This is a genomic window from Isoptericola sp. NPDC057391, from assembly GCF_042668085.1.
Lineage (GTDB): Bacteria > Actinomycetota > Actinomycetes > Actinomycetales > Cellulomonadaceae > Isoptericola.
In genome coordinates this window covers 18,779-44,953 of record NZ_JBHVBO010000011.1, presented here as the reverse complement: position 1 = coordinate 44,953, position 26,175 = coordinate 18,779, and the positions used below count along the sequence as shown (strand labels likewise).

Below are 26,175 nucleotides of genomic sequence, written 5' to 3'. Positions count from 1 at the left end.
GGGCACGACCTGCCTACCGTCGAGGTATCAGCAGCACGACATGTGGGCCGCGGCGAGCGGCCCGTGAGAGGGAGAAGCAGATGAGCACCATGCAGGCCGCCGTCGTCCGCTCGTTCACCGAGCCCCTGTCGGTCGAGGGCCGCGAGGTCCCGACGCCCGGCCCGCACGAGGCCCTCGTCAAGGTCGACTACACCGGCGTGTGCCACACCGACCTGCACGCCGCGCACGGCGACTGGCCGGTCAAGCCCGCGCCGCCGTTCGTCCCGGGCCACGAGGGCGTCGGGCACGTCGTCGCGGTCGGCGACCAGGTGACGCGCGTCAAGGTGGGCGACACGGTCGGCAACGCCTGGCTGTGGAGCGCGTGCGGCGAGTGCGAGTACTGCGAGACCGGCTGGGAGACCCTCTGCCCGAACCAAAAGAACGGCGGCTACTCGGTCGACGGGTCCTTCGGTCAGTACATGCTCGTCGACTCCCGGTATGCGCCGATCATCCCCGAGGGGGTCGAGCTGTCCGCCGTCGGGCCGATCCTGTGCGCGGGCGTGACGGTCTACAAGGGCCTCAAGGTCACCGACACCCAGCCCGGCGAATGGGTGCTGATCTCCGGCATCGGCGGGCTCGGCCACATCGCCGTGCAGTACGCCGTCGCGATGGGACGTCGCGTCGCGGCGGTCGACGTCGACGACGCCAAGCTGGCCCTGGCGCGAAAGCACGGGGCCGAGGTCACCGTGAACGCGGCCACCTCCCCCGACGCCGCGGCCGAGCTGCAGGAGAAGACCGGCGGCGGCGTGCACGGCGCCCTCGTCACGGCGGTCAACGCCCACGCGTTCCCGCAGGCCGTCGGCGCGCTGCGCCGCGGCGGCACCGTCTCCCTCGTGGGGCTGCCCCCGGAGAAGTTCCCGCTGGACATCTTCACCACGGTGCTGTTCGGTCTCACCGTCCGGGGCTCGATCGTCGGGACACGCAAGGACATGGCGGAGGCGCTCGACTTCTTCGCCCGCGGCAAGGTCGACCCGACCTACACCGTGCGGCCCCTCGGCGACATCAACGCGATCTTCGACGAGATGGTCGCCGGCCGCATCGACGGCCGCGTCGTCATGGACATGCGCAGCTGACACCCCCTGTCCGAGCGCACGCCGCTCACGCGACCACGACGTCGTCCCCCGAGACCTCGACCTCGATCGACGGGAGCGGCTCGGGAGCCGGGCCGCCGAGCACCGCGGCGTCCGTGAGCGCGTACCGCGACTGGTGGCACGGGCACAGCAGCTCCCCGTCCCCCGGCGTCACGGCGCACCCCTCGTGGGTGCAGATCGCGCTGAACGCGTGCACCTCGCCCTCGGTCGGCTGGGTGACGAGCACGTCCTGACCGCCCACCTTCGCCGCCACCGCGCCGCCCACCGGGACGTCGGCGAGCGCCACGACGACCGTGCCGGGCTCGGCCGCGCTCACGGACTCCGCCGCCTCCTGCGGCGACGGCGTCTGCCCGGAGCAGGCCGCGACCACCCCGGCTCCCGCGAGCGCACCGGCCGCCGCACCGGTGCCGCGCAGGAGCTGCCGCCGGGTCGGTCCGCACGCGCAGCGGACGTCCGTGGCCTCGTGCCGGGCGGGGCTGGCCGCCGGGAGGGCCGCCGAGGGCTCGGGCGGTGCGGGGGTCACGGTCGTGGTGCTGCGCATACGGGCCTCCGGGGTGGGTCGGTCCCGGACGACCGCCGACGGCTCGGCCGCCCCCATGACGGCGCGCCCGAGGAGTGGGAACATCATCATCATGGACTCGTCGCAGGGCGCAGTGCCACCGCAGCCGCAGGCCACGACCCCGGCGCGGCCGCCGTTCGCCCGTGGCTGGCGGCTCGTCGCCGCCGTCGCGGCGCTCGTCTCGGCCGCGGTGCACGTCGTCCTCTACCTCGACGGCTACGACACGATCGCGGTCGTGGGGCCGCTCTTCCTGCTGAACGCCGTGGCCGGGGTCGTGCTGGCCGTGCTCCTGGTGCTCTGGCGGCACTGGCTGCCGCTCGTCGGCGGGATCGGCTTCGGAGGCCTGACGCTGCTCGCGTTCGTCCTCTCCACGACGGTCGGCTTCTACGGGGTCAACGAGTCGTTCGCCGGCGTCAACGAGATCGTCGCCGCCGTGTCGGAGGTGGTCGTGGTCGTCGCGTCCGCCGTGGCCCTGCTGCGGGAGTACGTGCGCTGACGGGTCTGTGGAGGGCGGGCCGCCGCCGTCGGCGGCGCCCCCTACGATCGAGGACGTGAGCCATCCCGACGACCCGTACGCCGACCTCGTGTTCGACCCGACGGACGAGGACGTCCCGCCGCCCGACGACCTGGCGCCCGAGCCCGAGCGCGGGGCCCCGCCCGGGCCCGCCGCGGCCCCTGCGCCGGCTCCTGCGCCCGAGACGGCGCCCGCCTCCCCCGGGCCGGACGCCGCCAAGCGAGCGAAGCTGGCGATGCTCCGAGGCCTGCTCGACAGCGCGGGCGAGGGCGGCGGCACGCTGCGCGAGCAGGCGGAGGAGTCGTTGCGCGCGCTCGTCGGCCGCGAGGACGCGACGCTGCGGGAGGACCAGTGGCGCGCGATCGAGGCGCTCGTCGCGTTCCGCCGTCGCGCGCTCGTCGTGCAACGCACCGGGTGGGGCAAGTCCGCCGTCTACTTCGTCGCCACGTCCCTGCTGCGGTCCCGGGGGGCGGGGCCCACCGTCATCGTCTCGCCGCTCCTGGCGCTCATGCGCGACCAGATCGCGGCCGCGGCGCGCGCCGGGATCCGCGCCGTGACGATCAACTCCTCCAACGTCACCGAGTGGGACCAGGTGCACGCGGCCATCGCCGCGGGCGAGGTGGACGTGCTGCTGTGCTCCCCCGAGCGGCTGAACAACCCGGCGTTCCGCGACGAGGTGCTCCCCCGCCTGGCGGCCGACGCCGGCCTCGTGGTCATCGACGAGGCGCACTGCATCTCGGACTGGGGGCACGACTTCCGGCCCGACTACCGCCGCATCCGTACCCTGCTCGCCGACCTGCCGCCGGGCATCCCCGTCCTCGCGACCACTGCCACCGCCAACGCGCGGGTCACCGCCGACGTCGCCGAGCAGCTGGGCGTGCACGGGGCGACCTCGGGCGGCGACCCCGTCCCCGACGAGGAGGTGCTCGTGCTGCGGGGCGGGCTGGACCGCGAGTCGCTGCACCTGGCGGTGCTCGAGCTGCCGGACCAGCCCACGCGGGTGGCCTGGCTCGTCGAGGCGCTCCAGGACGTCGAGGGGTCGGGCATCGTCTACTGCCTCACCGTGTCCGCCGCCGAACAGGTGGCCGAGCAGCTGCGGGGCGCGGGCCTGGCGGTCGCCGCCTACACCGGGAGGACCGACCCCACCCAGCGGGAGCAGCTCGAGGAGGACCTCAAGGAGAACCGGGTCAAGGCCCTCGTGGCGACGTCCGCGCTCGGCATGGGCTTCGACAAGCCCGACCTCGCGTTCGTCGTGCACCTCGGCGCCCCGTCCTCCCCCATCGCCTACTACCAGCAGGTGGGCCGCGCCGGCCGTGGCGTGGACGACGCCGTCGTCGTGCTGCTGCCCGGGCACGAGGACCGGGCGATCTGGGACTGGTTCGGGTCGCAGGCGTTCCCGGCCGAGCCGCAGGTGCGCGCCACGCTGGGCGCCCTCGGGGCGTCCGAGGCGGCGCAGTCCACCGCCGCGCTGGAGACGCAGGTCGACCTCAAGCGTTCCCGGCTCGAGACGATGCTCAAAGTGCTCGACGTCGACGGCGCGGTGCGGCGCGTGCAGGGCGGCTGGGTCGCGACCGGCACCCCCTGGGCCTACGACGCCGAGCGCTACGCGCGGGTGGAGGCCACCCGCCAGGCGGAGCAGCAGGCGATGGTCGACTACGTGGCCACCTCCGGGTGCCGGATGGCGTACCTGCGCGCCCAGCTCGACGACCCCGAGCTGCCCGACGGCTGGGCCTGCGGCCGCTGCGACCGGTGCGACGGCGTCACGCTGCCCGCCGTCCCGGACGCCGAGGCCGTGGCCGCGGCGCGCGCCGACATGGACCGGCCCGGCGTGGAGGTCGGGCCGCGCGCGATGTGGCCGTCCGGGCTCGCGGCCCTCGGCCTCGACCTCAAGGGCAAGATCGCGCCCGAGGAGCGCGCCGAGCCGGGTCGCGCGGTGGCCCGGCTCGACGGCCTGGGCTGGTCCGGCCCGCTGCGGGACCTCTTCGCCGCAGGCGCCCCCGACGGCGAGGTGCCCGTGCCGCTGCGGCACGCCGCCGCACGCGTCCTCGACGACTGGGACGCGATCCGCCCCGGCGGCGCCGAGGGAGCCGAAGGCGCCGAGCCGGCCGCGGACGGCGGACGCCGCACGACGATCGAGGGGGTCGTCGCGGTGCGGTCCGCGACCCGACCGCAGCTGACGTACCACCTGGCGTCCGGGCTGGCCGCGTACCTCGGAGTGCCGCTCATCGGCGCCGTGGGGCCGGCCGCCGGCTCCGAGCAGCCCGACCGGCACGACGTGAACTCGGCGATGCGTCTGGCCGGGGTGGCGCGGCGCCTGCGGCTGGAGCTGGGCGACGCCGCGCTGCGCGGCCTGCCCGGGCGCACGGTGCTGCTGGTGGACGACTGGACCGAGTCCGGCTGGACGCTCACCGTGGCCGCCCGGCTGCTGCGCCAGGCCGGCGCCGCGGCGGTGCATCCCTTCGTGCTCGGCGTGCGCTGACGCGCCGACGACGGACGGGGTCGCGACGGCGGGTCAGCCGTCGAGCAGGCCCCGGACGTCGTCGGCCGCGAGCGCCCGGGCGAACGTGCCCGACGCGTCGTCGAGCACCGCGTCGAACAGCGCGGCCTTGCGGCGCGCGAGCGCCATGACCTTCTCCTCGATCGTGTCCTGCGCGACGAGGCGCGTCACGACGACGTTGCGGGTCTGGCCGATGCGGTGCGTGCGGTCCACGGCCTGCGCCTCCGCGGCGGGGTTCCACCAGGGGTCGAGCAGGTACACGTAGTCGGCCTCGGTGAGGTTGAGCCCGACGCCGCCCGCCTTGAGCGAGATGAGGAACACCGGCGCGTCGCCGTCCTTGAAGGCGCGCACGACGTCGGCGCGCCGGCGGGTGGCGCCGTCGAGGTAGACGACGGGCAGGCCGGCGGCGGCGCAACGCTGCTCGACCCGCCGCAGGAACGACGTGAACTGCGAGAAGACGAGCGCCCGGTGGCCCTCCGCCGCGATCTCGGTCAGCTCGTCCGTCACCACGTCGAGCTTGGCGGAGCCCACGCCCGCGTACGCGTCGTCGAGCAGCGAGGCGTCGAGCGCGAGGCGCCTCAGCGTCGTCAGCGACCGGAAGATGGCCACGCGGTTCGCGTCGAAGTCCTCCAGCAGCCCGAGCAGCCGCTGCCGCTCGCGCTGCAGGTGGGTGTCGTAGACCTTGCGGTGGTCGGGGGTGAGCGGCACGCGCAGCACGCGCTCGGTGCGCTCGGGCAGCTCGGGTGCGACCTGCTCCTTGGTGCGGCGCAGCACGAGCGGGCGGATGCGGCGCTTGAGCCGCGCGAGCGCACGGTTGCCGGCCGCCACGACCTGCGGGTCGTCGTCGGCGGCCGCGGCGTCGACCAGGCGCGCCGTCTCCGCCTTGAAGCGGTGCATCGAGGGGTAGAGCCCCGGCGCGACGATCGCGAGGGCCGCCCACAGCTCGAGGAGGTTGTTCTCGAGCGGCGTGCCCGTGATCGCGAGCTTGAACGGGGCGCGCAGCAGCCGGGCGGTCTCGTGGGCCCGCGTGCGCGGGTTCTTCGCGACCTGCGCCTCGTCGAGGATCAGCCCGCCCCACTCGAGGGCGTCGAACGCGTCGAACTCGAGGCGGAAGACGGCGTACGACGTCACGAGCACGTCGGCCCCGGACGCGAGCTCGGCCAGCTCCGTGCCCATCGTGCGCGCCGTGGCCGGCATCACCGCCACCCGGAGGCCGGGCGTGAAGCGCGCCGCCTCGTCCGCCCAGTTCCCCACCACCGACGCGGGCGCCACGACGACGAACGGCGGGGCGTCCGGGGCCGTCGTCCGCGCGTGCGCCAGGAACGTGAGGGCCTCGACCGTCTTGCCGAGCCCCATGTCGTCGGCGAGGATCCCCCCGAGCCCGTGCCGCCACAGGAAGGCCAGCCACTCGAACGCCTGTCGCTGGTACGGCCGCAGCTCGGCCCGCACGCCCTCGGGAACGTCCACCGCCTCCGTGACGCGCTCGCCCGCGGCGAGCGCGCGCAGGCCGGCCAGGGACCGCCGCCAGGCCTCCGCGGCCTCGACGACGTCGGCCACGTCCTCGAGCTCGCCCCACAGGTGGGCGTCGTAGCGGCTGACCCGCGCCTTGCCCGGCCGGTCGCTCAGCGCGGTGGCCTCCGTGATGAGGTCGCGCAGGCGGCCCAGCACCGGCTGGTCGAGGCGCAGCCAGGACCCGTCGACGAGCAGCAGCCGCTTGTCCCCCCGCGCGAGGGCGGTGAACAGGCGGGCGAACGGGAGCTCCTTGCCCGCGACGGTCACGGAGACGCCGAGGTCGAGCCAGTCCGCGTCCCCGGAGGGCGCCCCGGACACGACGACACGGGGCGCGGCGTCCAGGTGGAGGTAGTGCGGGACGTCGGTGGCGTCGACGCGCACGTCGCCCGCGGCCGCCAGCGCGGGCAGCACGGCGTGGGCGAGGTCGAGGGCGTCCAGGCCCTTGAGCTCCGTCCGGGCGGCGAGGTCGAAGCGCTCGAACCCGGGCACGCCCCGGACGGTCGCCTGGGCCTTCGCACGGATCTCGGCCTCGGTGTCCGGGTCTCGCAGCGGGTCCGACGCCGTCCCGTCCAGCGGGACGCGACGTGCGGAGCCCGCGCCGCCGGGCCCCGGGGGCTCCGGCCTCGGGTACTCGAACGTCCACGACAGGACGGCGTGCTCCGGCGACGCGAACGCGACCCCGGCGACGAGCACGGGGCGCGGCGGGTCGGGCAGCGCGACGGAGCCGTCGGACACGACGCGCACGGCGCGGCGGAGCACCGGGAGGTGCTCGGCGTAGAGCTCCGCCACGTCGTCGCCCGGCACCTCCACCCGGCCCACGACGACGAGCTCGCGCGCGGCGTCGGACAACCGGCGCGGCGTGGGCCCCAGCCGCAGCACGGTCCGCCGACCCGAGGCCTCGACCGCGTACAGGCCGGTGTCGCCCACCGTGCCGAGCGGGCCTCCCGGCGCCGCGTCGGTGCCGTCGAAGGCCGCGACCGGGTCGAGACGCACCCCGCCGTCCTCCGCCCCGACCACCAGCCGGAGCTCGGCCGCGTCCGCCAGGACCACCTCGTCGCGGGCCCCGTGCGCGACGAGCGGGATCTCCAGGTCGGCGGCCTCGGCGAGCAGCGCCCACAGCCCGCGGCCACCCGCGGCCAGCGGCCGCCAGGCCCGCCTGCCGCGGCCGAACCCGCCCCCGTCGCCGAGCGCGGACCCGAGGTCCGCGAACCAGCGGCGTACCTCGGGGGCGGGCGTCGCGCGCACGTCGGCGAACGCGTACAGGCCGGTGGCCAGCGCCTCCCAGCTCGCCTCGGGGGCGACCTTCCAGCCGGTGCGCCCGGGCACGACCGGCCGCACCGAGAGCTCCGGGGCCAGGCCGCCGAACGCCTCGTCGAGCCGGAACCGCAGCGCGACCGGGAGGACACCGCCGTCGCGCACGGGCACGGCCGGGCCCCGCGGCCCGGTGTCCGGGGCCCGGGTCACCGCGGCGAGTCGTCCGCGCCAGCCGGCGGGTCCGTCGTCGTCCTCCTCGCCGGCGGCGGTGCCGACGGCGCCGGTCGCCTCGGTCTGGGCGCCGACGTGCAGCAGCACGGCCGCGACGTGCTTGCAGTCCGCGCGCACCGGACAGCTGCAGGTCGAGCCCTCGTAGGCGTACCGCCCGTCGGCCCCGACGGTGAACGACACGTGGCACGAGTAGGGCTGCGCGCCGCTGCCCGCGACGCGGGCCGTCAGCACCCGCCCGTCGGGGTCCCAGTGCCACGTGCGCACCATGCCCGCGCGCTGATAGCCCTGCGCCCGGCGGAACGCGGCGCTCCCCACGACGTCGCCCACCGCGACCGGGTCGAGGCGAGGGGGCGGCGCGGGCATGCGTCCATGCTCGCACGCCCCTCCGACGCGACCGGCCGTGTGCACCACGCCGCTTGGCACACTATTCCGCGCGCCCGCACCCGCCGGTCGTGGGCGGGTGCGGCGGCTCAGAGGAAGCGGCCGCGGACGGCCTCGCCGTGCGCGGGCAGGTCCTCGTCGTTCGCGACGGCGACGATGCGGTCGGCGAGCTCCTCGAGCGCGTCGCGGGCGTACTCCACGACCTGCACGGACTTGAGGTAGGCGTGCACGCCGAGCCCGCTGGAGAAGTGCGCGGAGCCGCCGGTGGGGAGCACGTGGTTGCTGCCGGCCATGTAGTCGCCGAGCGAGACGGGCGACCACGGGCCGACGAAGATCGCCCCCGCCGAGCGCACGCGCTCCGCGAGCGCGGCGGCGCCCTCGGTCTGGATCTCCAGGTGCTCCGCGCCGTAGGCGTCCACCACCGCGAGCCCCTGCTCCAGGTCGTCGACGAGCACGACGGCCGACTGCGGCCCGCCGAGCGCCTGCAGGACGCGGGCGGAGTGCTTGGTGGAGCTCACCAGGTCGCTCAGCCGGGCCTCGACGGCGCCGGCGAGCTCCACCGACGGCGTGACCAGCACGGCGGCGGCCATCGGGTCGTGCTCGGCCTGGCTGATGAGGTCCAGCGCGACGTGCCCCGCGTCGGCGGTGGAGTCGGCCAGCACGGCGATCTCCGTGGGCCCGGCCTCGGCGTCGATGCCGACGACGCCGCGCACCAGGCGCTTGGCCGCCGTGACGTACACGTTGCCAGGGCCCGTGACGACGTCCACCGGCTCGCACAGCACGTCGCCGTCCTGCGGCTCGCTGCCGGCCGCGCCGTAGGCGAACATCGCCACGGCCTGGGCGCCACCGACCGCGTAGACCTCGTCGACGCCGAGCAGCGCGCAGGCGGCGAGGATCGTCGGGTGGGGCAGGCCGCCCGCGTCCTTCTGCGGCGGCGACGCGACGGCGAGCCCCGGCACGCCGGCCTCCTGCGCGGCGACCACGTTCATGATCACCGACGACGGGTAGACGGCGCGGCCACCGGGCACGTAGAGGCCCACGCGCTGCACCGGGATCCATCGCTGCCGCACCACCGCGCCCGGGGCGAGCTGCGTGGCGTGCTCCGTCGGCACCTGCGCGGCGTGCACCGCGCGGACGCGCCGGATCGCCTCCTCGAGCCCCGCCCGCACCTGCGGGTCGAGCCCGGCGAGAGCGTCGGCGAGGGCCGAGGCCGGGACGCGCAGATGCTCCGGACGCACGCCGTCGAGGCGCTCCGACAGGTGGCGGAGCGCGGCGGCGCCGCGGGCCCGGACGTCGGCGATGATCGGGGTGACGGCCTGGACGGCCTCGTCCACCCCGACCTCGGGGCGCGGCAGCACCCCGAGCAGCTCGGTGCGGGTCAGGTCCTGCCCGCGGAGGTCGATGCGTCGGATCACCCGCTCAGTCTAGGCAGCGGGCGTCCGCACCCGGGCCCTCGTGCCGGAGAATGGACGGATGAGCGCCGACCACGACACCGACCGTGACACCGACCGTGACACCGACCGTGACACCGACGGGACGGACGTCCCCATCCGCGACGACATGATCCGCCTCGGCCAGTTCCTCAAGCTCGCGGGCCTGGCGGAGTCCGGCACGCACGCCCGGGACCTTGTCGCCGACGGCGAGGTCAGCGTCAACGGCGAGGCCGAGACCCGCCGCGGCCGCCAGCTCGTCCGCGGCGACCGCGTCACCGTGGCCCTGCCCGAGGGCGACGAGACCGCCGTCGTCGCCTGAGGTCGATCGGTGTGGGCGCTCGTTCGGCGCCCACACCATCAGGCCATGTAGGTGGAGGCCATCGCCCGGTCGGGAGTGAGGCGCAGGACGACGCGCTCGGGGTCGTGCTCGAGCGGCCGGTAGCGCTTCGTGTACCGCGCGACGGCGTCCGCGACCTCGTCCGGGTCGTCGCTCACCTCGATCGTCCCCTCGAGCGTCAGCCACCGCCCGCCGTCGACCTGGCAGAGCGCGGCCCGCGGCCGGCCTCCCTGGGCGGTCGCCCGGCGCGCGTTGGCGACCTTCGTCGACGTGCGCCGTGCCGTGGTGCGCGCGACCCCGGCGTCGGCGTCCCAGGTGAAGGCGACGGGCACGACGTGCGGGCTGCCGTCGGCGCGCAGCGTGGTCAGGGTGGCGAGATGCCGCTCGGTGACGAACACGAGCTGCTCGGGGTTGAGACGGAACACTCCCCGAGCCTACGGCGCCCGGGACGCTCGCCGAGCCCGCACCTCTCCCCGGGGCCCCGTCAGCCGTCGCTCGCGGCGCCCTCGAACCCGTCCGTCAGGATCGGCGGCACACGGGTGCCGTGCCGCCCCTCGTCGTGCAGGGCGCGCAGCACGACCAGCTCGTGCGGCACGACCGGGTCCGGCAGCGCGACGAACGGGAACCACCGCAGGTCGGCGACCTTCGCGGGCTCGCGGATCTCCGGGCTGCCGCTCCACCGGGTCGCGGTGAAGAAGAAGTCGGCGCGCTGCTCCAGGGCCGGGCCGCCGGGCACTCCGCGATGCATCGTCGTCACGGGCACGAGGTCGGCGGGGTCGACGACGACGCCCAGCTCTTCGCGGGCCTCCCGGACGGCCGCGGCGCGCACGGACTCCCCCGCCTCGACGTGCCCCGCCGCGGCGGCGGCCCAGTGCCCGTCCCTGAACCCGGTGCCCTGCCGCAGCTGCAGCAGCACCTGCCCCTCGCGGCGCAGGTAGACGTACGCGGCCGGCACGACGCGGAAGCGGTGGTCCGCCGAGCCGTCGTCCGCCGGGCTGTCCTTCCCCCCGGTGCCCGGACGCGTCATGACAGGCAGCTCGGGCCGAGGAGGGCCTTGAGGTCGCCGAACAGCGCGGGCGACTTCTCGACCCGCAGGGTGTCCGCCGCGCGCACCACCGTCCGCTTGCCCGGCTCCGCGACGCTCACGTGCACCTCCGCCGAGCCCGGGTGCGTGGCGAGCACCTCGCGCAGCCGCACCATGACCGGCTCGACGCAGCGGGTGTGCGGCACCGTGACCAGCACGGGCGCGTCGGCGACGGCGGACGTGTCCGGCAGCGACACCTCCATCGCCTGTAGCTGCATCTGGTCGTCGCGGCGCCGCACGCGGCCGCGCAGCGTGACGACCTGGTCCTCCGCGAGGATCGTCGAGTACGCGAGGTACGTCTCGCCGAAGAACATCACCTCGACGGCGCCCTCGAGGTCCTCCACCGTGACGGCCGCCCAGGGGTTGCCGTTCTTGCTCATCTTGCGCTGCACGCTGGTGAGCAGTCCCGCGACGGTGACCTGCGAGCCGTCCGGGCGCCCCTCGTCCGCCATGAGCGACGCGATCGACGTGTCCGCCGCGCGCGCCAGCACGTGCTCGAGCCCCGACAGCGGGTGGTCCGACACGTACAGGCCGAGCATCTCGCGCTCGAACGCGAGCCGCTGCTTCTTGTCCCAGTCGGGCAGGTCGGGGACGTCGACGGCGAACGTCATCGCCGCGTCCTCCTCCGCCCCGCCGAAGCCGGCGAAGAGGTCGAACTGCCCCTCGGCCTCCTTGCGCTTCACGGAGATGACCGAGTCGACGGCCTGCTCGTGCACCACGAGCAGGGCCCGGCGCGGGTGGCCCAGCGAGTCGAACGCGCCGGCCTTGATGAGCGACTCGATGGTGCGCTTGTTGCAGACCACGGCCGGAACCTTGTCGAGGAAGTCCGTGAACGAGGTGAACGCGCCCTTCTCCTCGCGCGCGGCGATGATCGCGTCCACGACGTTGGCGCCGACGTTGCGGATCGCCGTCAGGCCGAACCGGATGTCCTCGCCGACGGCGGTGAACTTCGCGGCGGAGTCGTTGACGTCCGGCGGCAGCACCGTGATGTGCATGCGACGGCACTCGCCCAGGTAGAGCGCCATCTTGTCCTTGTCGTCGCGGACGCTCTGCAGCAGGCCGGCCATGTACTCGGTCGGGTAGTTCGCCTTGAGGTACGCCGTCCAGTAGGACACGACGCCGTACCCGGCCGAGTGCGCCTTGTTGAACGCGTAGCCGGCGAACGGCACCAGCGTGTCCCAGACCGCCTGGATCGCGGGCTTGGAGTAGCCGCGCTCCTTCATGCCCGCCTCGAAGGGGACGAACTCCTTGTCGAGGATCTCCTTCTTCTTCTTGCCCATCGCGCGCCGCAGCAGGTCGGCCTGGCCGAGCGAGTAGCCGGCGAGGATCTGGGCGGCGCGCTGCACCTGCTCCTGGTAGACGATGAGGCCGTACGTCTCGTCGAGCACCTCCGCGAGCGGCTCCTCGAGCTCGGGGTGGATCGGCTCGATCTTCTGCATGCCGTTCTTGCGCAGGGCGTAGTTGATGTGCGAGTTCATGCCCATCGGCCCCGGGCGGTACAGCGCGATGACGGCGGAGACGTCCTCGAAGTTGTCCGGCCGCATCTGTCGCAGCAGCGAGCGCATCGCGCCGCCGTCGAGCTGGAACACGCCGAGCGTGTCGCCGCGGGCGAGCAGGTCGTAGGTGGCCTTGTCGTCGAGCTCGACCGTCTCGATCGCCACCGGCTCCTTGCCGTTCATGACGATGTTCTCGAGCGCGTCGTCGAGGATCGTGAGGTTGCGCAGCCCGAGGAAGTCCATCTTGATGAGGCCGAGGCCCTCGGACGTCGGGTAGTCGAACTGCGTGATGACCGCGCCGTCCTGCGGGCGGCGCATGATCGGGATGATGTCGATCAGCGGGTGGCTCGACATGATGACGCCCGCGGCGTGCACGCCCCACTGCCGCTTCAGGCCCTCGATGCCGCGCGCCGTCTCGACGACGCGCTGCGCCTCCGGGTCGGCGTCGTGCACCGCGCGGAACTCCGCGGCCTCCGGGTAGCGCTCGTGCTTCGGGTCGAAGATCCCGGACAGCGGGATGTCCTTGCCCATGACGGCGGGCGGCATCGCCTTGGTGAGCTTCTCCCCCATCGCGAAGGGGAAGCCGAGCACGCGGGAGCCGTCCTTGAGCGCCTGCTTCGCCTTGATGGACCCGTACGTGACGATCATCGCGACGCGGTCGTCGCCGTACTTCTCGGTGACGTACCGGATCACCTCGGAGCGCCGGCGCTCGTCGAAGTCGACGTCGACGTCGGGCATGGACACGCGCTCCGGGTTGAGGAAGCGCTCGAAGATCAGGCCGTGCTTGAGCGGGTCGAGCTCGGTGATGCCCATGACGTACGAGACCATCGAGCCCGCGGCCGAGCCACGGCCGGGCCCCACGCGGATGCCCTGCTCCTTCGCCCAGTTGATGAAGTCGGCCACCACGAGGAAGTACCCCGGGAAGCCCATCTGGATGATGACCTCGACCTCGTAGTCCGCCTGCTTGCGCACGTCGTCGCTGATGCCGTCGGGGTAGCGGCGGCGCAGACCGTTCTCGACCTCCTTGACGAACCAGCTGACCTCGTCCTCGCCGTCCGGCACCGGGAACCGCGGCATGTAGTTCGCCTTGGTGTCGAACGAGACGTCGCAGCGCTCCGCGATGAGCAGCGTGTTGTCGATCGCCTGCGGCAGCTCGGAGAACAGACGGCGCATCTCCGCGCCCGAGCGCACGTAGAAGCTGTCGCCGCTGAAGGCGAACCGGCTGCCGCCCTGGTCGTAGGTCGGCTCGTCGAGCGTCGACCCCGAGTTCACCGCGAGCAGCACCTCGTGCGAGTGCGCGTCCTCCCGCTTCGTGTAGTGCAGGTCGTTGGTGGCCACCAGCGGCGCGTCGATGTGCTCGGCCAGGCGCAGCAGGTCCTTGTACGTGCGGGACTCGATCTCGATCCCGTGGTCCATCAGCTCGACGAAGAAGTTCTCCTTGCCGAGGATGTCCTGCAGCTCGCCCGCCGCGCGCACCGCCTCGTCCCACTGGCCCAGCCGCAGCCGCGTCTGCACCTCGCCGGACGGGCAGCCCGAGGTGCCCATGAGGCCCTTGCCGTACGTCTCGAGGAGCTCGCGGTCCATGCGCGGCCACTTGCCCATCTGGCCGTCCAGGGACGCGAGAGACGACGCACGGAAGAGGTTGTGCATGCCCTCGTTGTCGCGCGCCCAGAGCGTCATGTGCGTGTAGGCGCCGCCCGCGGAGACGTCGTCGCGCCGCTGGTGCTGCTCGCCCCAGAGGACCTTGGTGCGGTCGTGGCGGCTGGTGCCCGGCGTCACGTACGCCTCGACGCCGATGATCGGCTTGACGCCGTGCTTCTGCGCCGTGCTCCAGAAGTCGAACGCGCCGAACAGGTAGCCGTGGTCCGTGATCGCGACGGCCTTCTGACCGAGTCGCGACACCTCGCTGAACAGGTCGTTCATGCGCGCCGCGCCGTCGAGCATCGAGTACTCGGTGTGCACGTGCAGGTGGACGAAGTCGTCCTCGGAGGTACCGGTCGGCTGGGCGGTGGAGGAACCTGCGTCGGGCATGGGCCGAGTCTTCCAGGAGGGTCCGACACGATCCAACGTCCGCGCCGGGGTACTTCTCACACCGTCAGGCGTAGGCGCCCCGCACCACCTCGAGCGCGTGCGCCAGGTCGTCCGGGTACTCGCTGGTCACCTCCACCCGGCGGCCGGTGAGCGGGTGCTCGAAGCCGAGCCGCACGGCGTGCAGCCACTGCCGCTCCAGCCCCACCCTCGACGCGAGCACCGGGTCGGCGCCGTACGTGAGGTCGCCGACCAGCGGGTGGCGCACGGCCTGGAAGTGCACCCGGATCTGGTGCGTGCGCCCCGTCTCCAGGTGCACCTCGACGAGCGACGCGGCGGGCAGCATCTCGAGCACCTCGTAGTGCGTCACCGAGTGCTTGCCGTCCGCGACCACGGCGAACCGGTAGTCGGCGCTCGGGTGGCGCCCGATCGGGGCGTCGATGGTGCCGGTCGTGGGCTCGGGATGACCCTGGGCGAGCGCGTGGTAGACCTTCTCGACCGTGCGCTCCTTGAACGCCCGCTTGAGGCCGCTGTACGCCGCCTCGCTCTTCGCCACGGCCATGAGGCCGGACGTGCCGACGTCCAGCCGGTGCACGATGCCCTGCCGCTCGGCGGCACCGGAGGTCGCGATCCGGTAGCCGGCCGCGGCCAGCGCGCCGACCACGGTGGGGCCGGTCCAGCCGGGCGACGGGTGCGCCGCGACCCCGACCGGCTTGTCGACGACGACGACGTCGTCGTCCTCGTAGGCGATCCCCATGCCGGGCACCGGCTCCGCGACCACTGTTGCGGCCGGCCGGGCCTCCGGCACGGTGACCTCGAGCCAGCCGCCGGCGACGAGCCGGTCGGACTTGCCGACCTCGCGGCCGTCCAGGAGCACCGCCCCGGAGGCGGCGAGCTCGGCCGCCTGGGTGCGGGAGAAGCCGAGCATGCGGGCCAGGCCCGCGTCGACGCGCTCGCCCGCGAGGCCGTCGGGCACGGGCAAGGTGCGGGTGGACCCCGTCGGCACGGTCAGCGCCCCTCTGCAGGCTCGGTCGGCTCGGTCGGCTCGGTCGGCTCGGTCGGCTCTGTCGGGGCGTCCCCGCCCTCGACGTGCCGCCGGCCGTCGAGGCCGATCCCCCGGAACGACAGGATGACGATGAGCACCGCGGCGGCCACGATCGCGATGTCCGCGACGTTGCCGACGAAGACGCCGTAGTCGATGAAGTCGACCACGTGACCCTCCGCGAACCCGGGCTCGCGGAAGAAGCGGTCGCCGAGGTTGCCCAGCGCCCCGCCCAGCAGCAGACCGAGGGCCACCGCCCACCCGGTCGAGCCGATCCGGCGGATCGCCCGCACGATGATGACCACCACGATCACCACCACGATCGTGAGGATCCACGTCATGCCGGTGGCGATGGAGAGCGCCGCGCCCGGGTTGTAGATCAGGCGGAGCTGCAGCAGCTCACCGACGAGGGGCTTCGGGTCGTCGCCCCAGACGAGGGCCGACTCGGCCCACCACTTCGTCAGCTGGTCGACCAGCAGCACAAGTGCGGCGAGCACGAAGGTCCCCGCGATCAGCCGGCGACGGCGCGCCGCGGGCACCGGGGCCTCGGCCTCCTCGGCGACGGGGCCCGCGCCTCCCGCGGGGACGGCGTCGGCGGGCGCGCCCGACCCGGGCGTCTCGGGTGCGCCGTCGCGCGGCGCGGGCTCAGGGGCCGGGGCGGAGCCGGCGGGCGTGGTCGACATCGTCCGCAAGTGTAGGCGGACGGGACCGGTCGCCGGGGCGGGCCCGCCCGGTCAGCGGCGCTCCTCGCGCGCCTTCGCCTCGACTGAGAGCGTCGCGCGCGGGAACGCCTGCAGCCGCGCCTTGCCGATCGGCAGCCCGGTGATCTCGCAGGTGGCGTAGGTGCCCTTGCGGATGCGGTCGACGGCGTGGGCGGTCTGGGCGAGCAGGTCGCGCATGTTGTTGACCAGGGTGAGCTCCTGCTCGCGCTCGAGGGCGCTCGAGCCGTAGTCCGCCTGGTCGTCGCCCGCGCCGTCGCCCGAGTTGCGCAGCAGGTCCGACAGCTCCTGGTCGGCGGCCGCGAGCTCGCGCTCGAGTCGCTCCTTCTCCTCGAGCAGGAAGGCCGCCAGCTCCTCCACCTCGTGCAGGGTCCAGGGCTCCTCGCCGTCACGGACCGGGAACGACTTCACGTCCCGCGCGAGGTGCGGGAAGTTCTCGCGCAGTGCCGCGCGCGTGGTGGTCGAGAGCTTGGCCATCGGTGCCCTTTCGTTGGTGCGTCGACGACGAGTCACCGCAGCGTAAGTGCGCCGAGCGGCCCGCACAACAGCACGCGCGGTGAACGCGTGCGTGTCGTGCGGGCCGCTCGGCGTGAGGCGTGACGAGGGAGCGGGGTGCGCGGGGTGACGGCCCCCCGCTCAGAGCTCCGAGCCGCGACCGGCCCCGGCGTTCTGCCGCTGCGGCGGCAGGGCCGAGCCGCGGGCGTCGAGGTCGCCCAGCAGGTTCTGCAGGAAGCTCTTGAGGCGCGTGCGGTAGTCACGCTCGAAGAGGCGGAGCTCGTCGATCTTGCGCTCGAGGAGCGAGCGCTCCTGCTCGAGCTGCGAGAGGGTCCGGTGGCTGGTCTCCTCGGCCTCGCGCACGATGCGCGAGCCCTCGGACTTGGCCTCGGAGATGAGACGGTCGCCCTCCTCCTGGCCGGACCGCACGTAGTCGTCGTGCAGCTTCTGCGCCAGCTGGAGCATCCCGGTGGCGGACTCCGGCTCCGCGGGCTGCTGCTTCGCGGCGGCCGGGGCGGGGGCCGGCGTCGGGGCGGGCGCCGGGGTCGGGGTCGGCTGCGCCTGCTGGGCAGCGTCCGAGCGGCTCAGCTCGGCGACCCGGTGCTCGGCCGCGGTGAGCTTGGAGCGCAGGTCGTCGTTCTCCTCCTGGACCGCCGTGAGGGTCCGCACGACCTCGTCGAGGAAGTCGTCGACCTCCTCGACGTCGTAGCCCTCGCGGAACTTGGTCGCGGCGAACTTCTTGTTCAGGATGTCCTCTGCCGTCAGCAGCGCCATCGTCTCACCTCATCGTTCTTGCAGGGTCGGTGGGACCCGGTTCCCGGGCCGTCTGGATGACCACGGTAGCGGACGAGTCGGCGGGCGACCTGCCCGACGAGGCCGGGTCGTCCCGCCCACACGACGTCTTCACAGGTCAGCACCGGGGCGGCCCTCGCCGGGCGGTGCGAACCCCGACCCAGGTCACATCGGAGCGGCCGCGGCGGCCGTCACGCCGTGGCGAGGAACGACGCCACCCGCATGAGGATGCCCGTGCCGATGAAGAGCACGAGGAACGCGAGGTCGAGACGGATCTGCCCGAGGGTCAGCGGCGGGATCAGCCGGCGCAGGAAGCGCAGCGGCGGGTCGGTGACCGTGTAGACCGCCTCCGCCAGGACCAGCAGCACGCCCTTCGGCCGCCAGTCGCGCGCGAAGAACTGCACCCAGTCGAAGACGAGCCGGACGATGAGGCACAGCAGGAACAGCCACAGGACGATATAGACCAGGTTGAAGACGAGGCTCACGGGTCGAACCTACCCGAGCACGACGCAGGGCCGGGGCAGGACTGCCCCGGCCCGTGCCGGACGGTGCGATCGGCGCGCGATCGGCGCTCTCGGCGCGCGGTCAGCTCTGGTTGTAGAACGCCCCGCGCCCCGCGACCTTCTCCGCCGGCGGCTCCTCGCCCGCGATCTCCACGTGCTCCGGCGAGAGCAGGAAGACCTTGTTCGTCACGCGCTCGATCGACCCGCGGAGCCCGAAGATCAGGCCTGCCGAGAAGTCCACGAGGCGCTTCGCGTCGGCGTCGTCCATGTCCGACAGGTTCATGATCACCGGCGTGCCGCCGCGGAAGGCCTCGCCGATGGTGCGGGCGTCGTTGTACGAGCGCGGGTGGATGGTCGTGATGCGTCGCAGGTCGGAGGCGATCACCGACTCGCTCCCTCCGCCACGGTGCAGCGGGGTGACCTGCGCCTGGTAGTCGTCACGGTCGCGCACCGGTGCCTCCAGCTCCTCGTACTCGTCGAGGTACTCCTCCGACTCACCCTGGTCGTCGGCGAGCCCCAGGTACAGCATCGTCTTGCGAAGCGCTCCGCCCATCGCCTTGCTCCGTTCGTCGCCACGTCCCGCCCTCCGTCCCGGACGGTGTCACGACGGTAACCACGCCCGCGGCGGCATCGACGCACGACACGCCGGTGTGTCGTGCGTCGCGGGCGTGTCAGGTCAGGACGACGACCCCCGCCTGCCGCCCCGTCGTCGCACCCTGGGCGGTGGCGCGACGGTGGGAGTAGAGGTCGGTGTCCGTGAGCGTGCAGCGGTCCACCCGGGTGGCGGACACGCCGTGCGCCGCCAGCTGGGCGACCACGCCGGCCGGCAGGTCCAGCGCGGGCGTGCCGGCCGTGGTCGTCGCCCACGTCTCGGGGACGACCGCGGCGACCTCCTCGCGCATCGCGGCAGGCACCTCGTAGCAGGCGCCGCAGACCGCCGGGCCGACGGCGGCCCGCAGGTCCTCGGCCCGGGACCCGCGCGCGAGCATCCGCTCGACCACGCGGTGCACCACCCCCAGGGCGACGCCGCCCCGGCCGGCGTGCGCGACCGCCACGACGCGCGCCACCGGGTCCGCGAGGACGACCGGCACGCAGTCGGCGACCAGGACCCCCAGCCCGAGACCGGGTTCCGCGGTCACCATGGCGTCGGCCTCGCCCGCCGCGGCCGGCGGCTCCGTCGACGACCACTCGGCGAGCTCGGCGGCCCCCAGGTCCAGCACCCGGTCCCCGTGCACCTGCGCGGAGAACGCCACCGGCGCCCCGACCCACGCCCCGAGGCGGGCACGGTTCTCCCGCACCCGCACGGGATCGTCGCCCGTGGACGTACCCAGGTCGAGCGACGACCAGGGGGCGGGCGACACGCCGCCGTGACGCGTGGTGAAGCCCGCCACGACGCCCTCCCCGAGGTCCACCCGCAGCAGCCCCGCACCGAACTGGTCCGGCAACAGCGCCTCCTGTGCCCAGCCGACCGCGCCCTGAGTTCCGCTCACCCGGCGCTCACTTGAGGAAGTCGGGCACGTCGAGCTCCTCGGCGGGACGGCGCGGCTCGTCGAACAGGCGCGGCACCTCGACCGGCCGCTCGACGGTGACGCCCTCGCCCTCGGCGTCCTCCACCACCGTGAACGGGCGGCGCTGCTCCGCGGCGGGCCGCGCCCCCGCCGGCGGGGCCGGCGGCGCGTCGAGGCTCACGGGGACGTCGTCCGGCTCCGCCGGGATCGGCCGCGGCTGCACGGAGGCCGCCGGCACCGACTGGGTGGTCGGCTGCGGCGGGCGCGGCGGGGCGGCCTGCACCCCGGGCTGCGGCGCGGACGTCGCCGTCGTGCCGCCCTCGCCGACGGTGACCGTCGGCTTGGCCGGCGCGCCGGCGATCTGGCCGAGCCCGCGGCCGTCCTTGCGGGCCTGCGGCACGCCGCCGTCGAACCCGGCGGCGATGACGGTGACCCGCACCTCGTCGCCGAGCGCGTCGTCGATGACCGTGCCGAAGATGATGTTCGCCTCGGAGTGGGCCGCCTCCTGGACGAGGCGCGCGGCCTCGTGCACCTCGAAGAGGCCGATGTCGCTGCCGCCCTGGATCGACAGGAGCACGCCGTGCGCGCCGTCGATGGAGGCCTCGAGCAGCGGGGACGAGATCGCGAGCTCGGCCGCCTGCACCGCGCGGTCCTCGCCCCGGGCCGAGCCGATGCCCATCAGCGCCGAGCCCGCCCCCTGCATCACGGACTTCACGTCCGCGAAGTCGAGGTTGATGAGGCCCGGGGTCGTGATGAGGTCGGTGATGCCCTGGACGCCGGAGTGCAGCACCTGGTCCGCCGAGTGGAACGCGGCGATCGCCGAGACGCTCTTGTCGGACATCGACAGGAGCCGGTCGTTGGGGATGACGATGAGGGTGTCGACCTCCTCGCGGAGGGTGTCGATCCCCTGCTCGGCCTGCACGGAGCGGCGGCGCCCCTCGAAGGTGAAGGGCCGCGTCACGACGCCCACCGTCAGCGCGCCGAGCGAGCGGGCGATGCGCGCCACCACGGGCGCGCCGCCCGTGCCGGTACCGCCGCCCTCGCCCGCCGTCACGAAGACCATGTCGGCGCCGCGCAGGACGTCCTCGATCTCCTCGGCGTGGTCCTCGGCCGCCTTCTTGCCGACCTCGGGGTCGGCGCCGGCGCCCAGGCCACGGGTGAGCTCACGGCCGACGTCGAGCTTGACGTCGGCGTCCGACATCAGCAGCGCCTGCGCGTCGGTGTTGATGGCGATGAACTCGACACCCTTGAGCCCGACCTCGATCATGCGGTTCACGGCGTTCACGCCGCCACCGCCGATACCGACCACCTTGATCACTGCCAGGTAGTTCTGCGGAGTTGCCACGTCGTTGCCTCTCGGGTCGTTCCTTGTCCCGACGTCCGGTCCTCGCTCCCCCGTCGGCCCCGGCCGGCCCGCGGGCCTAACCTTAAGGTTCGAGTTGAGGGTTAGAGTTATGTCAGGTTGCTGCTGCGATCGACGGTAGGCGGCACGGCGGGCGCACGGACGGACGTGCATCGGCGTGTCGCGCGCGCCCGGTGCTTGCCTCACCCGCCCGGGCGTGCCACACCACCCCCTGGCCCGTCACCGCGCCCGTCACCGCGCCCGTCATCGGGTCACCGGCAGCTCGGGCGAGGAGACGTCGATGGTCCGCGCGCCGTCGGCGAGCTTGCGCAGCGTGCGCACCGTCTCGACCTTGAGGGGAACCTCGGAGCTGCCGCCCCACCGGACGGTGGTGCCGTCCTCCAGGACCGTCTCGACGGCGTCCTGGGTGTCGGCGCTGACGTGGTCCACCTGGCCGGCGAGCTTGGCGGGCAGGGCCGCCAGCACGTGGAGCGCCGCCTGCAGCGCCAGCGCGTCGTCCAGGGGCACGTCCACTTGGGGCAGGCCCTTCGGCGCCGCGTCGCGCGTCGCCACGCGCACCCCGGACGAGTCGAGGAGCGCCAGCCGGTCGCCGTCGGGCACGGCCGCGACCGGGACGCGCGGCGTGAGCTCCACCGCGAGCCCGTGGGGCCAGGCGCGCGCGATCCGCACGTCCTTCACCCCGCGCAGCCCGAGGACCTGCTCCCGCATCGCCACGGTGTCCAGGCGAGGCAGGGGGGTGCCGTCCGGGGTCTCGGCGATCTCGCGCACCCTGGCCTCGTCGATGTACCGCCCGGCTCCGGTGACGGTCACCTCGGCCTTCTCCAGGGCCAGCGCCGGCGACCAGAGCGCCACCCACGCGAGGCCCGCGACGAGCGCCAGCGAGAGCACCCACGCGAGTACGCGCCGCCAGGCGCGGTGCCGGCGCATCGCGGTGCGCTCGGCGAGCCGGTCCGCCATCGCCGTCGACACCCGGGGCGAGACCTGCTGCCCGGCCGGGACCACCGCCGTCGCGGCGGTGCGGGGACGCGGCTGCCGCGCCGGACCGGGCACCTCCGTACGGGCCGGCTTCGAGGCCGGCTTCGTGGCCGGCTTCGTGGCCGGCACCGGCGCCGTCGTCGTGGCGCCCGTCCTCGGCCTCGACGCGCTCCCCTTCGCCTCACGCGCGCCGCTGCCGGACCGGCCGGACGTCGACGGGCCCGACGACGTGCGGGGTGTCGGGCGTGGGCGGGCTGGCGGTCGCATCACCCCATGGTCTCGTCGGGGGCGGCTCCGCCCGGCGACGCCACGCCGGAGGTGCGCGCGGCGAGGTCCGCCAGGATCACCGGGCCGAGCTCGGTGACGTCGCCCGCGCCGACCGTGAGCACGACGTCGCCGGGGCGGGCGAGCGCGGAGGCCACGTGGGCCGCCTCGAGCCTGTCCTCGACCGCGCGCACTCCCCCGCCCGACGACGTCCGGTCGAGCAGGTCGGTGATGGTGCGCGGTCCCACCGTCGGGTCGACGTCCTCGCGGGCCCGGTAGATCCCGGTGACGACGACCTCGTCCGCGAGCGCCAGGGCCGCGGCGAACCGGTCGGCGAAGATCCGCGTGCGCGAGTACAGGTGCGGCTGGAAGAGCACGACGATGCGGCCGTCCCCGGCCACCGGCCGGGCCGCCCGCAGCAGCGCCTCCACCTCGGTGGGGTGGTGGTCGTAGCTGTCGAACACCCGCACGCCGTCGACCTCGCCCTTGGGCTCGAAGCGTCGCCCTGTGCCGACGAACGTGCCCGCGCCCCGGACGGCGTCGCCCGGGGCGACGCCGAGCAGCACCGCCGTCACGACGGCGGCCGTCGCGTTCAGCGCGTTGTGCGCCCCGGGCACGGCGAGGCGCAGCGCGCGCGGCTCGTCGCCCAGCGGGCCGCCGGAGACGACGGCCTCGACCGTCCCCGCCCCGACGACGACGTCGCGCACCCGGACGTCGGCCTCCGCGGCCTCGCCGTACGTCACCACGGCCCCGCCCGCGGCCCGGTGCGCGTCGGCGAGGGCCGCCGAGCCGGCGTCGTCCGCGCACGCGACGAGCGTGCCGCCGTCGGCGATCCGCCCGGCGAACTCCTCGAAGGCCCGCTCGAACGCCGCCTGCGAGCCGTAGTGGTCCAGGTGGTCCGGCTCGACGTTGGTCACGACCGCCACCGTGGGGGCGTAGTTGAGGAACGACCCGTCCGACTCGTCCGCCTCGGCCACGAGCACGTCAGATGCCCCGAGGTGGCCGCCGGGCACCGCGCTCTCGTGGCCCTCGGCGTCCCGCACCCGCACGGTGCCCCCGATCGCGAACGACGCGTCGACGCCGCACGCGCGCAGCACGGTCGCGACCATCGCGGACGTCGTGGTCTTGCCGTGCGCGCCGGCGACGGCCACCGCGCGGCGCCCCAGCATCAGCGACGCGAGCGCCTGGGAGCGGTGCAGCACCCGGATGCCGGCGGCGCGGGCCGCGGCCAGCTCCGGGTTCGTCTCCCGCACCGCGGAAGACACGACGACCGTGTCGACCAGGGGCGCGCCGTCCGGGCCGACGACGTGCGCCGCGTCGTGCCCGACCCAGACCCGCACGCCGTCGGCGCGCAGGGCCTCGAGGGCGGGGCCGGGCGCCGCGTCGGAACCCTGCACGTCCACGCCGCGGGCCGCCAGCAGCCGCGCGACGACGGAGACGCCCGCGCCGCCGACACCGACCAGGTGCACGCGGCCGAGCTCTTCGACGGGCAGCGCCGGGGGCCGCGTCGACGGGGCGGCGCTCATGCCTGGCGCCCCGTGCCCGAGCCAGCGCCGGCGGCCGACTGCGTGACCGCCTCGGCGACGAGGTCCGCCACGCGGGCGGCCCCGTCGCGCACCCCGGTCGCCCGCGCCGCGGACGCCATCGCGTCGAGCCGCGGCCGGTCGGCCAGCAGCGCGGGCACGTGCTCCGCCACCCAGGCGGGCGTGAGGTCGGCGTCGTCGACGAGCAGGCCGCCGCCCGCCTCGACCAGCGGCGCGGCATTGAGCCGCTGCTCGCCGTTGCCGATCGGCAGCGGCACGTAGACGGCGGGCACGCCGAGGGCGGCGAGCTCGCACACGGTCCCGGCGCCCGAGCGGGCGACCACGAGGTCCGCGACGGCGAGGGCGAGCTGCATCTCGGACAGGTACTCGCGCACCTGGTAGCGCGCGGCCTCGTACCCGCCCGCGGCCGTGGCCGCGTCGACGGCGGCCCGGACGGGCCCGTCCTTGCCCTTGCCCGTCAGGTGCAGCACCTGGACGCCGGCACGCAGCAGCGCCTCCACCGAGCCGGCCAGCGCGGCGTTCACCGACGCGGCCCCCGACGAGCCGCCGGTGACCACGAGCGTCGGGAGGCGGGCGTCGAGACCGAGCGCGTCGGCGGCCTGCACGCGCGCGGCCACCGCGTCGGCCTCGCGCGCCGACACGAGCTCCGCGATCTCGACCCGCAGCGGGAGGCCCACCACCCGGGCGCCCGGCAGCGGAGTGCCCGGGAACGTCGCGCCGACGCGCGCGGCCCAGCGGGCGCCGAGCTTGTTGGCCAGGCCGGCGCGGGCGTTCTGCTCGTGGATCACCACGGGGACGCCCTTGCGCCGGGCGGCGAGATAAGCGGGGGTCGAGACGTACCCGCCGAAGCCGACGACCGCCTGGGCGCCGATCTCGTCGATCGCGGCCTCGGCGGCCTTCACCGCCGCGCTCAGCCGCCCGGGCAGCCGCAGCAGGTCGACGCTCGGGCGCCGCGGCAGCGGCACGCGCGGGATCGGCCACAGCCGGTAGCCGCGCTCCGGGACGAGGTCGGCCTCGAGCCCCGACGTGGTGCCGAGGGCGAGGATCCTGGCCTCCGGCTCGCGGGCGCGGAGCTCGTCCGCGACGGCGAGGAGCGGGTTGACGTGGCCGGCGGTGCCGCCCCCGGCGAGGACGACGGACGTGACTGCAGAGCTCTTCACAGGCAGACCCTATCGGCCGCCGTCGCCCCCGCGGCGCCGGGACCTCCCGCCCGTGACGCCGTCCCGGCCCCGTCGCGAGAGGACCGCGACCGACCGCTTGACGACGCTCCGCCGCGCCGCCAGCGCCTCGGCGGCACCGGGCTCGCTGCGCGCGAAGCTGATCACCACGCCGAGCGCCACCATCGTGGTGACGAGGGCCGACCCGCCCGCCGACACCAGGGGCAGCGGGACGCCGATCACCGGCAGGACGCCGATCACCACGCCGATGTTCACGAACGCCTGGCCGACGACCCAGCAGCCGATCGCGGCCGTGGTGATCTTCACGAACGGGTCCGGGTGGCGGCGCACCACGCGCGCCATCGCGATCCCGAGGACGGCGAACAGCGCGAGCACCAGCAGCGTGCCGAGCAGCCCCAGCTCCTCTCCGATCACGGAGTAGATGAAGTCGTTGTGCGCCTCGGGCAGGTACTTCCACTTCTCGCGGCTGGCGCCGAGGCCCACGCCGAACAGCCCGCCGGTGCCCAGCCCGTACATCCCGTGGATCGACTGGTAGCACTGCCCCTGCGTGTCGGTGCACGTGCCGTACGCGGCGAGGATGCGGGTGAGGCGGTCGGAGCTGCCCTGGTTGAGGATGAACGCCCAGCCCACCACCAGCGCGGCACCGACGCCACCGACGACCAGCAGGGACGCCGGGGCCCCCGAGACCCAGTAGGCGCCGAGACCCAGCAGCGCCATGATCAGCGCCGTGCCGAGGTCGTGCCCCGCCATGACGAGCCCGAGGACCGCGGCCAGCCCCAGCACCCCGGGGACGATCGCCTGGCCCCAGCTGCCGAGCAGGTGCTGCTTGCGGCCCAGCACCGCCCCCAGCCACACCGCGAGCGCCAGCTTGGCGAGCTCGGAGGGCTGGAACTGGATCGGGCCGACCACCAGCCAGTTCCGGTTGCCGTTGACGAGCTTGCCGACGAACGGGACGGCCGCGAGCATCGCGAGCGAGGCGAGGAGCGCCGGCCACGCCAGCCGCTTGTACCACCGCACGGGCAGACGGGCCGCGACGAGCATGAGCGGCAGCCCGATGAGCGCGTACCGGCCCTGGACGAGGAACGCGGCGAACGGCGAGTTCCCCTCGGCGATGGACGTCACCGTCGAGCTGGACAGCACCATGACGAGGCCGATGACGAGCAGCAGCCCGGTCGCCCCGACCAGCAGGTAGTAGCTCGTGACGGTGCTGTTCCACTGACCGAGCCACGGGCGTTCCGCCCGCTTCTGCGGCGTGCGCCTCGGCGTCGTGCGCGACGGCGTGGCGTTCGACGGCCGGGCGGCCGGCCCGCGTCGCGTGCCCGTCGTGACCGCCATC

Annotated in this window: 22 protein-coding genes; 4 read left to right on the top strand and 18 right to left on the bottom strand. The window is 74.6% G+C overall.

Translation table 11 applies throughout. The annotated features are described in order from the left end of the window. Positions 1–80: 80 nt before the first annotated feature. Positions 81–1,112 (top strand): alcohol dehydrogenase AdhP, encoded by a 1,032-nt coding sequence (gene adhP / locus ACFUVW_RS03200; RefSeq protein WP_430569903.1) that lies wholly within the window; start codon positions 81–83, stop codon positions 1,110–1,112. A gap of 25 nt (positions 1,113–1,137) precedes the next feature. Here adhP and ACFUVW_RS03195 read toward each other — a convergent pair whose 3' ends face one another. Next, the gene (locus ACFUVW_RS03195) at positions 1,138–1,671 is read right to left on the bottom strand and encodes a ubiquinol-cytochrome c reductase iron-sulfur subunit (protein ID WP_430569902.1); all 534 of its coding nucleotides are present in this window, start codon (positions 1,669–1,671) and stop codon (positions 1,138–1,140) included. Between the two features lie 91 nt (positions 1,672–1,762). Between ACFUVW_RS03195 and ACFUVW_RS03190 the strand changes: the two genes are divergently transcribed. Together ACFUVW_RS03190 and ACFUVW_RS03185 are read left to right on the top strand one after the other, a co-directional pair. Then, positions 1,763–2,185 (top strand): hypothetical protein, encoded by a 423-nt coding sequence (locus tag ACFUVW_RS03190; protein ID WP_430569901.1) that lies wholly within the window; start codon positions 1,763–1,765, stop codon positions 2,183–2,185. A gap of 253 nt (positions 2,186–2,438) precedes the next feature. Continuing rightward, complete coding sequence (locus ACFUVW_RS03185) at positions 2,439–4,682, top strand: RecQ family ATP-dependent DNA helicase (RefSeq protein WP_430569911.1); 2,244 nt, start codon at positions 2,439–2,441, stop codon at positions 4,680–4,682. Positions 4,683–4,715: 33 nt separating this feature from the next. On the opposite strand, the gene ACFUVW_RS03180 is transcribed toward ACFUVW_RS03185, so the two are convergent. After that, positions 4,716–8,060 carry an SNF2-related protein gene (locus tag ACFUVW_RS03180; protein ID WP_430569900.1) on the bottom strand — a complete coding sequence of 1,115 codons (3,345 nt, stop codon included), beginning with the start codon at positions 8,058–8,060 and terminating at the stop codon, positions 4,716–4,718. A 107-nt stretch (positions 8,061–8,167) separates the two neighbouring features. Beyond that, positions 8,168–9,493 (bottom strand): histidinol dehydrogenase, encoded by a 1,326-nt coding sequence (gene hisD, locus ACFUVW_RS03175; protein WP_430569899.1) that lies wholly within the window; start codon positions 9,491–9,493, stop codon positions 8,168–8,170. A 58-nt stretch (positions 9,494–9,551) separates the two neighbouring features. Here hisD and ACFUVW_RS03170 point away from each other — a divergent pair, with 58 nt between their 5' ends. Further along, on the top strand, positions 9,552–9,830 hold the full coding sequence (locus tag ACFUVW_RS03170; protein WP_430569898.1) for an RNA-binding S4 domain-containing protein: 279 nt from the start codon (positions 9,552–9,554) through the stop codon (positions 9,828–9,830). A gap of 38 nt (positions 9,831–9,868) precedes the next feature. Here ACFUVW_RS03170 and ACFUVW_RS03165 read toward each other — a convergent pair whose 3' ends face one another. The 15 genes from ACFUVW_RS03165 to ftsW all read right to left on the bottom strand — a co-directional run bounded on the left by ACFUVW_RS03165 (position 9,869) and on the right by ftsW (position 26,174). Continuing rightward, positions 9,869–10,273: a pyridoxamine 5'-phosphate oxidase family protein gene (locus ACFUVW_RS03165; RefSeq protein WP_430569897.1), complete on the bottom strand. Its 405-nt coding sequence runs from the start codon at positions 10,271–10,273 to the stop codon at positions 9,869–9,871. 59 nt (positions 10,274–10,332) lie between these two features. Beyond that, positions 10,333–10,875 (bottom strand): NUDIX domain-containing protein, encoded by a 543-nt coding sequence (locus tag ACFUVW_RS03160; RefSeq protein WP_430569896.1) that lies wholly within the window; start codon positions 10,873–10,875, stop codon positions 10,333–10,335. Continuing rightward, positions 10,872–14,459: a DNA polymerase III subunit alpha gene (gene dnaE / locus ACFUVW_RS03155; RefSeq protein ID WP_430569895.1), complete on the bottom strand. Its 3,588-nt coding sequence runs from the start codon at positions 14,457–14,459 to the stop codon at positions 10,872–10,874. Before dnaE ends, ACFUVW_RS03160 begins: the two co-directional genes overlap by 4 nt. A 64-nt stretch (positions 14,460–14,523) precedes the next feature. Beyond that, positions 14,524–15,462: an RluA family pseudouridine synthase gene (locus ACFUVW_RS03150; RefSeq protein WP_430569894.1), complete on the bottom strand. Its 939-nt coding sequence runs from the start codon at positions 15,460–15,462 to the stop codon at positions 14,524–14,526. Between the two features lie 2 nt (positions 15,463–15,464). Continuing rightward, complete coding sequence (locus ACFUVW_RS03145) at positions 15,465–16,181, bottom strand: signal peptidase II (protein WP_430569893.1); 717 nt, start codon at positions 16,179–16,181, stop codon at positions 15,465–15,467. 51 nt (positions 16,182–16,232) lie between these two features. Further along, complete coding sequence (locus tag ACFUVW_RS03140) at positions 16,233–16,694, bottom strand: TraR/DksA family transcriptional regulator (RefSeq protein ID WP_429728575.1); 462 nt, start codon at positions 16,692–16,694, stop codon at positions 16,233–16,235. Between the two features lie 159 nt (positions 16,695–16,853). Continuing rightward, complete coding sequence (locus ACFUVW_RS03135) at positions 16,854–17,486, bottom strand: DivIVA domain-containing protein (RefSeq protein ID WP_430569892.1); 633 nt, start codon at positions 17,484–17,486, stop codon at positions 16,854–16,856. Between the two features lie 209 nt (positions 17,487–17,695). After that, the gene (locus ACFUVW_RS03130) at positions 17,696–17,989 is read right to left on the bottom strand and encodes a YggT family protein (protein WP_430569891.1); all 294 of its coding nucleotides are present in this window, start codon (positions 17,987–17,989) and stop codon (positions 17,696–17,698) included. A gap of 100 nt (positions 17,990–18,089) precedes the next feature. Further along, positions 18,090–18,560: a cell division protein SepF gene (locus ACFUVW_RS03125; RefSeq protein ID WP_430567103.1), complete on the bottom strand. Its 471-nt coding sequence runs from the start codon at positions 18,558–18,560 to the stop codon at positions 18,090–18,092. A 118-nt stretch (positions 18,561–18,678) separates the two neighbouring features. Then, complete coding sequence (gene pgeF / locus ACFUVW_RS03120) at positions 18,679–19,452, bottom strand: peptidoglycan editing factor PgeF (protein WP_430569890.1); 774 nt, start codon at positions 19,450–19,452, stop codon at positions 18,679–18,681. A 52-nt stretch (positions 19,453–19,504) separates the two neighbouring features. Continuing rightward, positions 19,505–20,860: a cell division protein FtsZ gene (gene ftsZ / locus ACFUVW_RS03115; RefSeq protein WP_430569889.1), complete on the bottom strand. Its 1,356-nt coding sequence runs from the start codon at positions 20,858–20,860 to the stop codon at positions 19,505–19,507. A gap of 261 nt (positions 20,861–21,121) precedes the next feature. Further along, positions 21,122–21,982, bottom strand: a complete 861-nt coding sequence (locus ACFUVW_RS03110; RefSeq protein ID WP_430569888.1) for a cell division protein FtsQ/DivIB — start codon at positions 21,980–21,982, stop codon at positions 21,122–21,124. Between the two features lie 137 nt (positions 21,983–22,119). After that, positions 22,120–23,643: a UDP-N-acetylmuramate--L-alanine ligase gene (gene murC / locus ACFUVW_RS03105; RefSeq protein ID WP_430569887.1), complete on the bottom strand. Its 1,524-nt coding sequence runs from the start codon at positions 23,641–23,643 to the stop codon at positions 22,120–22,122. Next, positions 23,640–24,821, bottom strand: a complete 1,182-nt coding sequence (gene murG / locus ACFUVW_RS03100; RefSeq protein ID WP_430569886.1) for an undecaprenyldiphospho-muramoylpentapeptide beta-N-acetylglucosaminyltransferase — start codon at positions 24,819–24,821, stop codon at positions 23,640–23,642. Before murG ends, murC begins: the two co-directional genes overlap by 4 nt. 9 nt (positions 24,822–24,830) lie before the next feature. Beyond that, the gene (gene ftsW / locus ACFUVW_RS03095; protein ID WP_430569885.1) at positions 24,831–26,174 is read right to left on the bottom strand and encodes a putative lipid II flippase FtsW; all 1,344 of its coding nucleotides are present in this window, start codon (positions 26,172–26,174) and stop codon (positions 24,831–24,833) included. Position 26,175 lies beyond the last annotated feature (1 nt).

Bases quoted from the DNA above. Each gene is read 5' to 3' on its own strand.
- adhP (WP_430569903.1), top strand. From the start codon at position 81: ATGAGCACCATGCAGGCCGCCGTCGTCCGCTCGTTCACCGAGCCCCTG.
- ACFUVW_RS03195 (WP_430569902.1), bottom strand. From the start codon at position 1,671: ATGCGCAGCACCACGACCGTGACCCCCGCACCGCCCGAGCCCTCGGCG.
- ACFUVW_RS03190 (WP_430569901.1), top strand. From the start codon at position 1,763: ATGGACTCGTCGCAGGGCGCAGTGCCACCGCAGCCGCAGGCCACGACC.
- ACFUVW_RS03185 (WP_430569911.1), top strand. From the start codon at position 2,439: ATGCTCCGAGGCCTGCTCGACAGCGCGGGCGAGGGCGGCGGCACGCTG.
- ACFUVW_RS03180 (WP_430569900.1), bottom strand. From the start codon at position 8,060: ATGCCCGCGCCGCCCCCTCGCCTCGACCCGGTCGCGGTGGGCGACGTC.
- ACFUVW_RS03170 (WP_430569898.1), top strand. From the start codon at position 9,552: ATGAGCGCCGACCACGACACCGACCGTGACACCGACCGTGACACCGAC.
- ACFUVW_RS03160 (WP_430569896.1), bottom strand. From the start codon at position 10,875: ATGACGCGTCCGGGCACCGGGGGGAAGGACAGCCCGGCGGACGACGGC.
- dnaE (WP_430569895.1), bottom strand. From the start codon at position 14,459: ATGCCCGACGCAGGTTCCTCCACCGCCCAGCCGACCGGTACCTCCGAG.
- ACFUVW_RS03145 (WP_430569893.1), bottom strand. From the start codon at position 16,181: ATGTCGACCACGCCCGCCGGCTCCGCCCCGGCCCCTGAGCCCGCGCCG.
- ACFUVW_RS03140 (WP_429728575.1), bottom strand. From the start codon at position 16,694: ATGGCCAAGCTCTCGACCACCACGCGCGCGGCACTGCGCGAGAACTTC.
- ACFUVW_RS03135 (WP_430569892.1), bottom strand. From the start codon at position 17,486: ATGGCGCTGCTGACGGCAGAGGACATCCTGAACAAGAAGTTCGCCGCG.
- ACFUVW_RS03125 (WP_430567103.1), bottom strand. From the start codon at position 18,560: ATGGGCGGAGCGCTTCGCAAGACGATGCTGTACCTGGGGCTCGCCGAC.
- murC (WP_430569887.1), bottom strand. From the start codon at position 23,643: ATGAGCGCCGCCCCGTCGACGCGGCCCCCGGCGCTGCCCGTCGAAGAG.
- ftsW (WP_430569885.1), bottom strand. From the start codon at position 26,174: ATGGCGGTCACGACGGGCACGCGACGCGGGCCGGCCGCCCGGCCGTCG.